At 70.0% G+C, this 12,985-nt stretch carries 11 protein-coding genes; 5 read left to right on the top strand and 6 right to left on the bottom strand.

What is annotated here, in order from left to right; all coding sequences use genetic code 11:
• The first annotated feature begins 30 nt into the window (after positions 1 to 30).
• Positions 31 to 948 (top strand): UTP--glucose-1-phosphate uridylyltransferase GalU, encoded by a 918-nt coding sequence (gene galU, locus AUL35_RS16940; RefSeq protein ID WP_062016888.1) that lies wholly within the window; start codon positions 31 to 33, stop codon positions 946 to 948.
• Between the two features lie 45 nt (positions 949 to 993).
• Here the strand turns inward: galU and AUL35_RS16935 are convergent, their stop codons facing one another.
• Positions 994 to 2,742: an outer membrane beta-barrel protein gene (locus tag AUL35_RS16935; protein ID WP_062016856.1), complete on the bottom strand. Its 1,749-nt coding sequence runs from the start codon at positions 2,740 to 2,742 to the stop codon at positions 994 to 996.
• A gap of 165 nt (positions 2,743 to 2,907) precedes the next feature.
• Between AUL35_RS16935 and AUL35_RS16930 the strand changes: the two genes are divergently transcribed.
• Positions 2,908 to 3,900, top strand: a complete 993-nt coding sequence (locus AUL35_RS16930; RefSeq protein ID WP_062016854.1) for an SIS domain-containing protein — start codon at positions 2,908 to 2,910, stop codon at positions 3,898 to 3,900.
• A gap of 3 nt (positions 3,901 to 3,903) precedes the next feature.
• Here AUL35_RS16930 and hemH read toward each other — a convergent pair whose 3' ends face one another.
• The 4 genes from hemH to AUL35_RS16910 all read right to left on the bottom strand — a co-directional run bounded on the left by hemH (position 3,904) and on the right by AUL35_RS16910 (position 7,589).
• On the bottom strand, positions 3,904 to 4,965 hold the full coding sequence (gene hemH, locus AUL35_RS16925) for a ferrochelatase (protein WP_062016852.1): 1,062 nt from the start codon (positions 4,963 to 4,965) through the stop codon (positions 3,904 to 3,906).
• Positions 4,966 to 5,078: 113 nt separating this feature from the next.
• Complete coding sequence (locus tag AUL35_RS16920; protein ID WP_062016850.1) at positions 5,079 to 5,447, bottom strand: hypothetical protein; 369 nt, start codon at positions 5,445 to 5,447, stop codon at positions 5,079 to 5,081.
• Positions 5,448 to 5,537: 90 nt separating this feature from the next.
• Positions 5,538 to 5,993, bottom strand: coding sequence for a hypothetical protein (locus AUL35_RS16915; RefSeq protein ID WP_062016848.1), 456 nt, complete (start codon positions 5,991 to 5,993; stop codon positions 5,538 to 5,540).
• A 150-nt stretch (positions 5,994 to 6,143) separates the two neighbouring features.
• Positions 6,144 to 7,589 carry a homospermidine synthase gene (locus AUL35_RS16910; RefSeq protein WP_062016846.1) on the bottom strand — a complete coding sequence of 482 codons (1,446 nt, stop codon included), beginning with the start codon at positions 7,587 to 7,589 and terminating at the stop codon, positions 6,144 to 6,146.
• Between the two features lie 164 nt (positions 7,590 to 7,753).
• Between AUL35_RS16910 and AUL35_RS16905 the strand changes: the two genes are divergently transcribed.
• Complete coding sequence (locus AUL35_RS16905; protein ID WP_062016844.1) at positions 7,754 to 8,713, top strand: small ribosomal subunit Rsm22 family protein; 960 nt, start codon at positions 7,754 to 7,756, stop codon at positions 8,711 to 8,713.
• On the opposite strand, the gene AUL35_RS16900 is transcribed toward AUL35_RS16905, so the two are convergent.
• Positions 8,710 to 10,524, bottom strand: coding sequence for a M3 family oligoendopeptidase (locus AUL35_RS16900; RefSeq protein ID WP_062016842.1), 1,815 nt, complete (start codon positions 10,522 to 10,524; stop codon positions 8,710 to 8,712). The two genes, AUL35_RS16905 and AUL35_RS16900, sit on opposite strands and share 4 nt — an antisense overlap.
• 77 nt (positions 10,525 to 10,601) lie before the next feature.
• Between AUL35_RS16900 and AUL35_RS16895 the strand changes: the two genes are divergently transcribed.
• Entirely contained in the window at positions 10,602 to 11,966 is a 1,365-nt protein-coding gene (locus tag AUL35_RS16895) for a sigma-54 dependent transcriptional regulator (protein WP_062016840.1), read from the top strand.
• A gap of 190 nt (positions 11,967 to 12,156) precedes the next feature.
• On the top strand, positions 12,157 to 12,985 hold an 829-nt coding region (locus AUL35_RS16890; protein ID WP_156418050.1), incomplete at its 3' end, for a DUF882 domain-containing protein.

Here is a 12,985-nt window from a genome sequence, read left to right as displayed (position 1 = left end):
GACGCGATCCAACCTCAAAAGGACGATCGCATGCGCAAGGTTCGGAAGGCAGTCTTCCCGGTGGCAGGCCTGGGAACGCGGTTCCTGCCCGCCACGAAGGCCATCCCGAAGGAGATGCTGACGGTGGTCGACCGCCCCGTCATCCAGTACGTCGTGGATGAGGCTCGCCAGGCCGGCATCGAGCATCTGATCTTCGTCACGGGCCGCAACAAGGGCGTGATCGAGGACTATTTCGACATCCAGGTCGAGCTCGTGAACACGCTCACCGAGCGCGGCAAGAAGACCGAGCTCTCGCTGCTCGATGAGCTGCAGCCGACCGCGGGCACTGCGTCCTTCACGCGCCAGCAGGCGCCGCTCGGCCTTGGCCACGCCGTCTGGTGCGCGCGCGACCTCGTCGGTCCCGAGCCCTTCGCGCTGCTCCTGCCCGACATGATCATGCAGTCCGAGGAAGGCTGCCTGAAGAAGATGGTGGAGCTCTACGAACAGACCGGCGGCAACGTCGTCTCGGTCGAGCAGTGCGACCCCAAGGAGACCAACAAGTACGGCATCGTCGGCCAGGGCGAGACGCGCGGCTCGGGCTTCCGCATCGACGGCATGGTCGAGAAGCCCAAGCCCGAGGACGCCCCCTCCAACTACTTCATCTCGGGCCGCTACATCCTCCAGCCCGAGATCTTCGACATCCTCTCCACCCAGGAGAAGGGCGCGGGCAACGAGATCCAGCTGACCGACGGCATGCTGAAGCTCGCCCAGCGCCAGGACTTCTTCGCCTATCCCTTCACCGGCCGCACCTTCGATTGCGGCTCCAAGGAGGGCTTCATCCAGGCCAACGTCGCCTTCGCCCTGTGGCGCCACGACATTCGCGGCAAGGTCTTCGACGACCTGCAGGAACTGATGGAGACGGTGGAGCCGATGGAGCGGCGCGCCGAGCCCCGCACGGCCGCCGAGTAAGGTTCGAACGCGGAGAGGCGGGCCCCCGAAGGGTCCGCCTCTCCCTTATCTCTGGACGCGCAGGCCGACGCGAACCGTGTCGGCGTCGTAGTCCGTCAAGACGCCCTCGAACCGGTCGTGCCGGTAGCGCGCGATCAGCGCGAGCTGGCGATTGAGCCACCAGGTCAGGCCGAGCTCGCCCGAGCGGATGCGCTCGGTGCCGCTCGCCTCGCGCACGCGCCAGGCGAGCTGGCCGGCCCCCTCGAGATCGAGCCGCGCGGTGGCGCGGTGGCGCAGGCCGACCGTCGTCTGGTACAGCGTCGCCGTGTCGAGGCCCCCGGCATCGGGCTCGAAGACCGTGGTGGCGCGCAGCGATAGGTCGGTGCCGCGCCGCGGCGACCAGGCCAGGAGCGCGTCCACGGTCGGGCTGCCGTCGGTCCGCAGCGCCTCGTCGTCGGGAACGTTCCAGGCGTAGCCGAGCCCGACCTCGCCCGACAGCTTCTCCCCGAAGTCGAAGCCGAAGCCCGCGCGCAGCGCCGGGATCAGCGCGTCGCGCGAGGTGCCGAGCGCCGTGTCGTCGTCGAACAGGCGCTTGCCGAGGCTGGCGAGGAGGAAGGGCTTGAAGGCCGATCCCATGTCGTAACTGCCCCGAAGCGCCCCGGTGACGGTTGCGAAGCTCTGCCCGGGCTCGAAGCCGGTGGCGCGGAAGACGCCGTCCTCGCGGTCCTCGCGCACGGCCTCCACGGTGGCCGTGCCGCTCGCACGGCCGAAGGCGCGCGTCACGTCGGCGCCCAGGCTATAGGCGAGGACGTCGGACCGGTTGCGCGCCACGTCCGGCGTGCCCGTGAGGATGGAGTCGTCCTGGCGCAGGCTGAGCGCGCCGCGCAGCGTCGCCGTCGTCAGATGGTCGACGTCGAGGCGCAGGCGACCGTCCACGTCGAGCTCGGGCTCGTCCTTCACCGGGCCCGCGAAGTTGTGGCGATAGGCGAGCTGGGCGTTGATCTCGGCCGCGTGGCGCGACCAGTCCGACACGAGGCGTCCCGACAGTGTCGTCTGGCTGAGCGCGCCACGGCGACCGTCCAGCGTGTTGGTGAGGTTGGTCGAGGCGCCCAGCGTCTCCTCGATCGCCGGATACAGGATGAAGCTGCCCACGCGCACGCCGACCGGAGCGAACGGGTCGTCGGCGCGGCGCGGCAGGGCGGTGCGCAGGCCGTCGAGGCCGCCGTTGAGGCGGCGCGTCGATGCGACGTCGTCGAGAACCGGGCTGCGCACGGGTCCCACGGGATCGAAGCGTCGCAGGAGCAGCGCATCGCTGCGCTCCTCGCCAGGCAGGACGTTCCCGTCCTCCAGGGCTCGGGCGGCGGCGCGGCTCGGAATGCGCGGGCGGGCGCGCGGCGCAAGCGATCCGGCGGGCTGCGCCTGCGCGTTGCGCTCGTCGGCGCTGGGCTCCGGCAGGTTCTGCCGCCGCGGCGCGGATGGGCCGCTGAAGAGGTCGAAGGCGGGCGGCGCCGCGGCGTCGGCGTCGTCGCCGGGGGCGGGCGGGGCGCCAAGGCGCCGGTCGCTCGAAACCGAGGGGTCGAGGTTCTGCCGGTCGAGGGGCTCGCGCAGCGGCGCGTCGGGATCGGCGACGTCCGCCTCGCTCGTTCCGCGCAACGTGAACTCGTCCGACGAGAAGCGGCGCGGCTCGGCGAGGCTCGTATCCGCCTGCGGAATGGTGGGCGGAGCCGATTGGGCAAGGGCACCGGGAGCCCCGCCAAGGCCCGCCAGAAAGAGGGCGGCCAGCCAGCGATCTGCCGGTGCGCGGGTGCGTCCCATAGGGCCCCTTCGGTTCCTGGTGACGCGCGTCGCTCCGGGCCGCGTCTTCGTTAGCGGAACCTAAACGGGCATGGTTAACGCAAGCTTGCGTTCGCACCCGGTGCTGGCGCCGGGCGCGCCGGGGGGCTAAGGCACGAGGATCCGCAATCCTTCGGCAGTCCTCCCTTGCAGCCTTCGCGCCAGACCGAAACCTCCCCGACGCCCGGCGCGGCCTCCGCCGTCCGCACGGTGGAAACGGAAGCCGAGGGCCTGCGCCTCCTGTCTCAGGCTCTGGCCGGTCCGCTCGCCGGGCCGTTCGAACGCGCGCTGGAGGCGATCGCCGGGCTCCGGGGGCGGCTCATCGTGACCGGCGTCGGCAAGAGCGGGCATGTCGGCGCCAAGATCGCCGCGACCTTCGCCTCCACCGGCACGCCCGCCTTCTTCGTGCATCCCGCCGAGGCCAACCACGGCGACCTCGGCATGATCGGCCGGGACGACGCGGTGCTCGCCATGTCGTGGTCGGGCGAGTCGGCGGAGCTTCGCGGCATCGTCGCCTATACCCGGCGCTTCCGCATCCCGCTCGTCGCGATCACCTCGCGCGAGGGCTCGGCGCTGGGTTCGGAAAGCGACATCGCGCTGGTCCTGCCGCGCGCGGCGGAGGCCTGTCCGCATGGTCTCGCGCCCACGACCTCGACGACGCTGCAGCTGTCGCTCGGCGACGCCTTGGCGGTGGCGCTCCTGGAGCGGCGCGGCTTCACGCCGGGCGACTTTCGCGTCTTTCACCCCGGCGGTCAGCTCGGCGCTGCGCTGACCCATGTCGGCGACGTCATGCACAAGGGCGACGCGCTGCCGCTGGTGGAGGCGGGCAGCTCGATGGGGGAGGCGATCCTCCGCATGTCGGAGAAGGGGCTCGGCTGCGTCGCCGTGGTGCGCGGCGGGCAGCTCGCCGGCATCATCACCGACGGCGACCTGCGGCGAAACCTGTCGCCCGACCTCATGACGCGCAGCGTCGACGAGGTGATGACGCGAAGCCCCAAGACCATCCGCGCCGACACGCTGGCCGTGAAGGCGCTCGACATCCTGAACAACTCCTCGATCACCGCCCTCATGGTCGTGGAGGGCGAGACCCCTGTCGGGATCGTGCGCGTCCACGACCTCCTGCGGATCGGGGTGGCCTGACCGCTACTCCACCCAGCCGCGCAACTCGCGGCGCACGAGGTGCTCGATCACGTCCATGCCCGGCCCGGAATCGTTGAGGCAGGGGATGTGCGAGAAGTTCGTGCCCCCGTTGTGGAGGAAGATCTCGCCGGCCTCGCCCGCGATCTCCTCCAGCGTCTCCAGGCAGTCCGACACGAAGCCGGGATTGAGGACGGCGATGCGCTTGACGCCCTCCTTGGCGAGAGCCTCGACGGTCTTGTCCGTATAGGGCTGCAGCCACTCCTCCGGCCCGAAGCGCGACTGGAAGGTCGTGATCAGCCGGCCCTTCGGCCAGCCGAGCCGCTCCGCGAGAAGGCGCGAGGTCTTCTGGCAGTGGCAATGGTAGGGGTCGCCCTTGCGGAAGTAGCTCTGCGGAATGCCGTGATAGGAGGCGACCACGCGCTCGGGCTCGAAGTCGAGGCTTGCCAGATGCGCCTCGATCGAGCGCGCCAGTGCGTCGATATAGACGGGGTCGTCGTGATAGGCGGGCACGGTCCGCGAGGCCGGCATCCAGCGCAGGGACGACAGGTGCTCGAAGAACTTGTCGTTCACGGTCGCCGTGGTTGAGGCCGAATATTGCGGGTAGAGCGGGAAGCACAGGATGCGCTCGCAGCCTTGCGCGATCAGCGCGTCGACCCTTTCCGCGATCGAGGGGCGGCCGTAGCGCATGGCCCAGTCGACGCGGACGGACTCAAGGCCGGCGAGACGTTTGGCGAGGTCATCGCCTTGCGCCCGCGTGAAGGTGCGCAAGGGGCTCTCGCCGCGCTCGCGGTTCCAGATCTCGTCATAGGCGCGGCCCGATTTCTTGGGCCGCGTGTTGAGCACGATGCCGTGCAGGATCGGATACCAGACCGCGCGCGGCCACTCGATGACGCGCTTGTCCGACAGGAACTCGCGTAGGTATCGCCGCATCGGCCAGTAGCTCGTGCCGTCGGGCGTGCCGAGGTTCACGAGAAGCACGCCGACCCGCTTGGGCGCCACGGCCGGATGGCCGGGAGGAAGGGGACCGATCGCGGTGGTGGGGTCGATCGTGACGGGCGCGTTCATGCGGCGGCTTCATCCTCGGGTCGCGGACAGGTCCCGCGCGTTACGCCGCGCGGGCGGAGCGACATATAGGAGGAAAGCGGCCCCGAGCCATGCGACCGGGTGGCCGAATGCCCTCAGGCGCCGCGCGACAGCTCGAAGCGGGCGCCGGCCGAATTGACGCAGGCGAGGCGGTCGGCCGACATCTGGTTGCAGTTCACCGAGGTCTGCTCGCCGCGCGCGGCCGAGCGGTAGATGATCGCGGCCTGGGCCGTGCCGGTCTTGGTGTAGTTGCCCTCCGCGAGCACCGCGCCGGTGGCCGACTCGCGCGAGGTGAAGCGCCCGCCGGCAAAGGTCGCGGTATAGGCGACGGGGCCCCCGACCGAGCGCCAGCTGCCCTCGAAGCCGGCGGGCTTGGGCGCGACCGCAACGCGGGCGGTGGGCGCCGACTGGCAGCCGGCGAGAAGAAGGGCGAGGGCGCTGAGCGCGAAGATCGGGTGACGCATGGAAATCTCGGGTCCGGGCGGGAGAATCGGTCGCTCAAATCTTAACGAAGCGTAAAGGCCGCGCCAGCGCCCGTCGCGGCGATCCACAGGTCAGGCGGCGTCCGAGCGCCGGGCCGGGATCACGGAATGGATCGAGGCGATCGACTCGATGGAGCGGATGCGCCCGTCTGAGGTGAAGCCGAACCAGTACATCGTGGTGCCGGTGACGAGCGAGCCGTTGCTCTCGTCCTGGCGCGTCCAGTCGCATCGGCTAGCCGCCTCGTCGTCCTCGATCAAGGTGCCGCGCGGCTTGTAGCTGATGTAGGTGGCGCGCCGCAGGAGCTCGTTGAGGAAGGACTTGGCCTCCTCCTCGCCCTGCAGGCGGTACTCGCCCTCCATGCGGCTGAACCAGGGCGCGTCGATGATGCCGGCGTTGCTCTTGTTGGAGAAGATGGCACCGGGGGCGAGGTGGCGCGCGATCGAGCCCGAGGAACCGGACATGATCGCGTCCATGATCTCCTTGATCACGGAGCGTTTGCGCTGGGCATCCGTCGAGAACTCGCCCATGAACCCAAAACTCCCTTCAGCGTCAAACGCTTGGGACCGAATGGTAGTGCAGGCACACCGTATTGCCAGTGGGCAGCAAAAAAGCCGCGCCCGGGCGCGGCTTTTTATTGGTCCTACGAACGAATTTCTTCGTCAAGCGCGCTGTGCGGGTCAGCGCACGAGGATGTTGCGGAACTGCCAGGGGTCCTTCTCGTCCAGGTCCTCCGGGAAGAGGCCGGGGCGGTCGGTGAGTGGCGTCCAGTCGGTGTAGTAGCCCTTGACCGGACCGAGATAGGGCAGCTGCACTTCCAGGCAGCGCCGGTAGTCCATCTCGTCGGCCTCGACGATGCCGGCCTCCGGGTTCTCCAGCGCCCAGACCATGCCCGCCAGCACTGCCGAGGTGACCTGCAGGCCGGTGGCGTTCTGGTAGGGCGCGATGCGGCGCGTCTCCTCGAGGCTCAGCTGCGAGCCGTACCAGTAGGCGTTCTTGTCGTGGCCGTAGAGAAGGACGCCCAGCTCGTCGATGCCCTCGACCAGCTCGTTCTCGTCGAGGACGTGGTGCTCGGGCTGGATGCGGCCCGCCGCGCCGAACAGCTCGTGCAGCGACAGAACCGCGTCGTTGCAGGGATGGTAGGCGTAGTGGCAGGTCGGGCGGAAGGTGACCTCGCCCTCCTTGTTGCGGTGGGTGAAGTAGTCCGCGATCGAGATGCTCTCGTTGTGCGTGACGAGGAAGCCGTATTGGGCGCCGGGGGTCGGGCACCAGGAGCGCACCCGCGTGTTGGCGCCCGGCTGCTCGAGGTAGATCGCCGCCTGGCAGCCCTTCTTGTGGTCGCGGGCGTTCTTGGGCATCCACTTCTCGTGCGTGCCCCAGCCGAGCTCGGCCGGCTGCATGCCCTCCGACAGGAAGCCCTCGACCGACCACGTGTTCCAGAACACGTCGCGCGGCTTGGGGCTGGCCGCCACCTGCGTGTCGCGCTCGGCGATGTGGATGCCCTTGACGCCCACCTTCTTCATGAGCTTCGCCCAGCCCTCGCGGTCGTCGAAGGCGGGCTCGTCGAACTCGAGGTTGGTGTCGCGCGCCACGTTGACGAGCGCCTGCTTGACGAACCACGAGACCATGCCCGGGTTTGCGCCGCAGGTGGACACGGCGGTCGTGCCGCCGGGGTTCTTGCGCTTCTCCTTGCGCACGGTCTCGCGCAGCGCGTAGTTCGTGCGGTCGGCGTTCTCGAGCTTCTCGTCGAAGTAGAAGCCGAGCCAGGGCTCCACCACCGTGTCGATGTAGAGGACGCCGAGTTCGCGGCAGAGCTTCATGAGATCGAGCGAGCCGGTGTCGACCGAGAGATTGACGCAGAAGCCCTGGCCCTCGCCCTCGGTGAGAAGGGGCGTGAGAAGCTCGCGGTAGTTCTGGCGCGTCACGGCCTCCTGGCGGAAGCGGATGCCGCGCTCGTCCAGGAGGTGCCGGTCGTGATCCTTCGGGTCGATCACGGTGAAGCGGTTCTTGTCGTACTGGAAGTGGCGCTCGATCAGCGGCAGCGTGCCGCGACCGATGGAGCCGAAGCCGATCATCACGATCGGGCCGGTGATCGTCGCATGGATCGGATGGTTCTCGTTCGCCATGAAGAAGCGTCCTCGTGTCTCGAAGGGCGTCGCGCGGCCGGAATGCCGCGCCCGGTGTTCGCGGGTGGGCTAGAGGAGATCGCTGTCAAAGAAAAGGGGCGGCGTTTGCATGGCAGCCGGGCAAGGCGTTATCGCGGCCCGGCAGAGGGACCGGAAAGGCGACGATGGAACTGCCCGATACCTTGCGCGCGCGCGTCGACGCGCTTCTCGTCGGCCGGCCGATCGCGCAGCTCGCCGAGGCCTCCGGCCGCCTGACGCGGCGCTACCGGGCCGAAACGCGCGACGGCGCCCTTCACCTCAACGACGAGCGGGCGGCGGCGGCCTATGTCGCGGCGCGCCTGCCGGCGACCTTCGCGGCCGTCCACGCCGCGCTCCAGACTCTGGCGCAGGCCATGCCGGACCTCGCCCCCGCGAGCCTTCTCGACGCCGGGGCGGGGCCCGGCACCGCGCTATGGGCCGCCGCGGAGGTGTTCTCGACGCTGGAGGCGGCCGAGCTTCTCGAGGCGAGCCCGGCGATCCGCGCGGTCGGCGAGCGGCTGGCCGAGGAGGCCTTCGCGTTCCGGCCGACCTGGCGGGCCGCCGACCTCCTGGCCGATCCGACGGGCGAGCCGGCCGATCTCGTGACGGTGAGCTACGTCCTCGACGAGCTGCCGCCCTCGCGCATCGGACCGCTCTGCGAGGCGCTCTGGTCGCGAACCCGCCGCGTCATGCTCGTGGTGGAGCCGGGAACGCCCGCCGGCTGGCGGCGCGTCCTCGCTGTCCGCGACCGGCTGCTCGCGCAGGGGGCCCGTGTCGCCGCCCCTTGCCCCCACGAGGCGGCCTGCCCGATCCGGGAGCCGGACTGGTGCCACTTCGCCCGGCGCGTCGCGCGCTCGCGCATCCACCTGCGCACGAAGGGCGCGGAGGTGCCCTTCGAGGACGAGAAGTTCAGCTACGTCGCGCTGGTGCGCGAGGCGCCGTCAGGCCGGGTTTCCCGCGTGCTGGCGCCGCCGCGCGGCGGCTCGGGCAAGGTGCAGCTCAAGCTCTGCCGGCCGGACGGGAGCGCGGGCGAGGCGCTCGTCACCCGGCGCGAGGGCGAGCGCTTCCGCCGCGCCCGCCGCGTCGAGTGGGGAGACGGCTTCTAGCCGTCCATCCGCTCGAGCTCGTCGATGAAGCCCGAGATCACGGCGAGCCCCTGGGCCCAGAAGGCGGGATCGGCGGCGTTCAGGCCGAAGGGGGCGAGAAGCTCGGTGTGGTGCTTCGTGCCGCCCGCGCGCAGCATCGCGAAGTACTTCTCCTGGAAGCCGGCTTCCGCGTTCTGGTAGACCGCGTAGAGCGAGTTCACGAGACAGTCGCCGAACGCATAGGCGTAGACGTAGAAGGGGGAGTGGATGAAGTGGGGCACGTAGCTCCACCACGCCTCGTAGCCCGGCCCGAGATGAACGGCGGGCCCGAGAGAGCGGCCCTGGACGTCGCGCCAGATCTCGCCGATGCGGTCCACCGTCAGCTCGCCGCGCCGGCGCTCCAGGTGGACCTCCCGCTCGAACAGATAGAAGGCGATCTGGCGGATCACCGTGTTGATCATGTCCTCGACCTTGGAGGCCAGAAGCGTGCGCCGCTCGGCGTCGTCGGGGGCTCCCGCCAGCAACGAGCGGAAGGTCAGCATCTCGCCGAAGACCGAGGCCGTTTCGGCGAGCGTCAGCGGCGTCTGCGACATGAGCGGCCCCTGCGCGCCCGCCAGGACCTGGTGCACGCCGTGGCCGAGCTCGTGGGCGAGCGTCATCACGTCGCGCGGCTTGCCGAGGTAGTTCACCAGCACATAGGGGTGCGCGGAGGGAACGGTCGGGTGCGAGAAAGCCCCGGGCGCCTTGCCCGGCCGGATCGCGGCGTCGATCCAGCGACGGTCGAAGAAGCGGCGCGCGATCTCCTCCATCTCGGGCGAGAAGCCGCGATAGGCCGAGAGAACCGTGTCCTGCGCCTCGCTCCAGGGGATCGTGCGGCGCGAGGCGCCCGGCAGCGGGGCGTTGCGGTCGAAGAACTCAAGGCGATCGAGGCCGAGCCAGCGCGCCTTCAGTGCGTAGTAGCGGTGCGAGATCGAGCCGTAGCTCTCGGAGACGGCGGCAGCCAGCGCGTCCACCACCTCGCGTTCGACGCGGTTGGCGAGGTGGCGCGAATCGGCGACGTCCTCAAACCCGCGCCAGCGGTCCGAGATTTCCTTGTCCTTGGCAAGCGTGTTGGTGATCAGGGAGAAGGTGCGCCCGTTGGCCGCAAAGACGCTCGACAGGCTTTCCGACGCCTTGCGGCGCTTCTCTCGGTCGGGGTCCTGCAGGAGATTCAGCGCCTCCTCGAGGGCCAGGGTCTCGCCGTCGACCTCGAAGCGCAGCGCGGTCATGGTCTCGTCGAAGAGGCGGTTCCAGGCGCCGTGCCCGGTCACCGACTTCTCGTGGAACAGTTCCTCGACGCGCTCCTCCAGCTGGTAGGGCTTGTCCTGGCGCAGGTCCACGATCCAGGGACGGTAGTGCGCGAGCAGCGCATCGCGCTCCATCGCCGCATCGATCGCGGCGTCCTCGATCCGGTTCAGCTCCAGCGCGAAGAACAGAAGGCGCGAGGAGATCTCGGTGACGCTCGCCTGGATGTCGCCGTAGAACTTGGCGATGCGCGGATCGGCCGTGTCGCCGGCATAGGCGAGGCCGGCATAGGAGACGAGGCGTCCGAGCAGGTCCTCGATCCGCTCGAACTCGGCGATCGCCTCGCCGAGCGCGTTGCCGGCCACCGCCTCCTCGAGGCGTCCGCGCCAGCGGGACTGGAATTCGTTCGCGCGCCGCGCCCCTTCCGCGATGTCGCGGTCGATCTCCGGCGCGTCGATCCCGGCGTAGAGATCGGAGAGGTTCCATTCCGGCAAGCGCTCGTTGCCCTCGATGTGCGCGGCGGGGGAGGGCGTGGCGGCGTCGGGCATGGGATCGGGTCTCGTCGGCTGAAATTGCGAGGGAATGGCGAAGCGAAGTCTTCACCCCCGACCGACATATTGGCCGGATGCGGGACGATTGCGAATCCGAACAGCGCTTCCGGGTGCTCCTGGTGGAGGACGAGCCGGTCGCCGCGCGTCTTCTCGAGGCGCAGCTGGCGGCGATCGGGGGGACGGTCGAGGCGGCGGGCAGCGTTGCCGAGGCGCTGCGCCTGTGCTCGGGCGGGCGCTACGACCTCGCGCTCGTGGATCTCGGCCTGCCGGACGGAAGCGGGCTCGCCGTTCTCGCCGCGCTGGTCGGACGCGGCGTTCCGGCGATCGTGCAGACCGCGAGCGACCACGTCGAGCACGCGGTGGAGGCGATGCGGGCGGGCGCCGGCGACTTCATCGTCAAACCCGTGACGCCGCAGCGCCTCGCGCGCGCCGTGGAGACCGTGCTCCGTGCCCCCGCGCAAGGCACCCCGGAGCCAGCGACCGGGCCCGACACGCCGATGGGCCAAACCCTGCGGCTTGCCGACAAGGTGGCGCGAACGGCCTTGCCGCTCCTCGTCCGGGGCGAGACCGGCAGCGGCAAGGAATGGCTGGCCCGCCGCATCGTGGAGACGGGACCAAGGGCCGGTCGTCCGTTTCTGGCGGTCAACTGCGCGGCGCTGCCGGCGGATCTGGCCGAGAGCCTCCTGTTCGGCCACGAGCGCGGCGCCTTTTCCGGCGCGAACGAGCGCCATCCCGGGCGCTTCGCGGAGGCCGACGGCGGCACGCTGCTTCTGGACGAGATCGGTGAACTTGCGCCCGCCCTCCAGGCCAAGCTCCTGCGAGTTCTGGAGGACGGCGAGATCGACCCGTTGGGCGCGCGCCGCCCGCGCCGCGTCGACGTGCGCGTCATCGCCGCCACGCATCGCGACCTCGCCGCCATGACGCGCGCCGGTGCGTTCCGCGAGGATCTCTACTGGCGTCTCGCCGTGTTCGAGATCGCGGTGCCGCCGCTGCGCGAGCGGCGCGACGAGATACCCGCCCTGGCGCAGCGCTTCGCCGAGGAGGCCGCCGAGCCGGGACGGGCGCTCCTCGTCGATCCCGAGGCTGCCCGGCGCCTGGCGCGGCTCGACTGGCCGGGCAACATCCGCGAGCTTCGCCATGCCGTCCTGCGTGCGGCCGTTCTCGCCGAGAGCGACGTTCTGGGTCCCGCCGCGTTCGGGCTGGGTCCACCGGACGCCGCGGAGCCCCGGGTGGACCCGCGGCCCGGTCGCGCGACCGAACTCTTGCCTGAGGGCAAGGCGCCTCCGCCGAGCCTGGCGGAAACGGAACGCGAGGCCATTATCCGCGCCCTGCGCTTCCACGCGGGAAGCCTGACGGCGGCGGCTCGGAGCCTGCGAATCGGACGCTCCACGCTCTACCGAAAAATGGAACTCTACGGCCTTGAAAGCGGCAGGGCGTGACCGCCCGGACACAGCGCCATTCGATTTTACGTGCCGTTAACCATTTTCCTGTGTAGTGGGAGAGAAATTCGGCAGGTGTCATTTTCATGCCGCAGTCATTGTGGACTAGGCTCGCTTGATAGAGCCTTACGCCGGCCGACGTCGGGGACACGAACCGTCGGACCAGGCGCACTGGGGGATATGGAACCGCATGCTCGGACGGACCGAATGCGTGTCGCGGCGCGCCTTCAAGCGCGCGGCGATCCTTCTGGCGGGCCTGGTGGCGGGGTTCAGCGCGGTGGCCTCGGCCTCCGCCGAGACCCGGACCCTCAAGCTGTACCACGTGCATCTGCGCGAAAAGACCGAGATCACCTACAAGCGGGACGGCAAGTTCCTGCCCGACGGCCTCAAGAAGGCCAACTGGGCGCTGCGCGACTGGCGCGAGAACAAGCCCACCAACATGGACCCCAACCTTCTGGACCTGCTCTACGAGGCCTACAGGCAGTCCGGATCGCGCGACTACATCCACGTCATCGGCGGCTACCGCTCGCCCAGCACCAACAAGATGCTGCGTTCGCGCTCCTCGGGCGTCGCGGGCACCTCGCTCCACATGAGCGGCAAGGCGGTCGACTGGTACCTGCCCGACGTTCCACTTAAGAAGCTGCGTGACATCGGCCTGCGGATGCAGATCGGCGGCGTCGGCTATTATCCGCGCTCGGGCTCGCCCTTCGTCCACTATGACACCGGCAAGGGCCGCTACTGGCCGCGCATGAGCCGCACCGAGCTCGCCAGCGTCTTCCCGCGCGGCAACACGATCCACCTGCCGGCCGACGGCAAGCCGCTGCCGGGCTACGAGACGGCGCTCGCCTCCTACGCCAAGCGCAAGGGCTCCAACGACGTGCAGATCGCGTCGAGCTCGGGCGGCCGCACGGGCGGGGGACGCTCGCTTCTGGCCGCGATCTTCGGCGGCGGCGCCGACGAGGCGGAGGACGAGGCCGAGGCCACGGCCGCGCCGGCGGCACCGGCCGCCCGTCCGGCGC

The sequence above is a fragment of the Aureimonas sp. AU4 genome (assembly GCF_001463765.1).
GTDB lineage: Bacteria > Pseudomonadota > Alphaproteobacteria > Rhizobiales > Rhizobiaceae > Aureimonas.
This window is presented reverse-complemented; position numbering and strand designations above follow the sequence as displayed.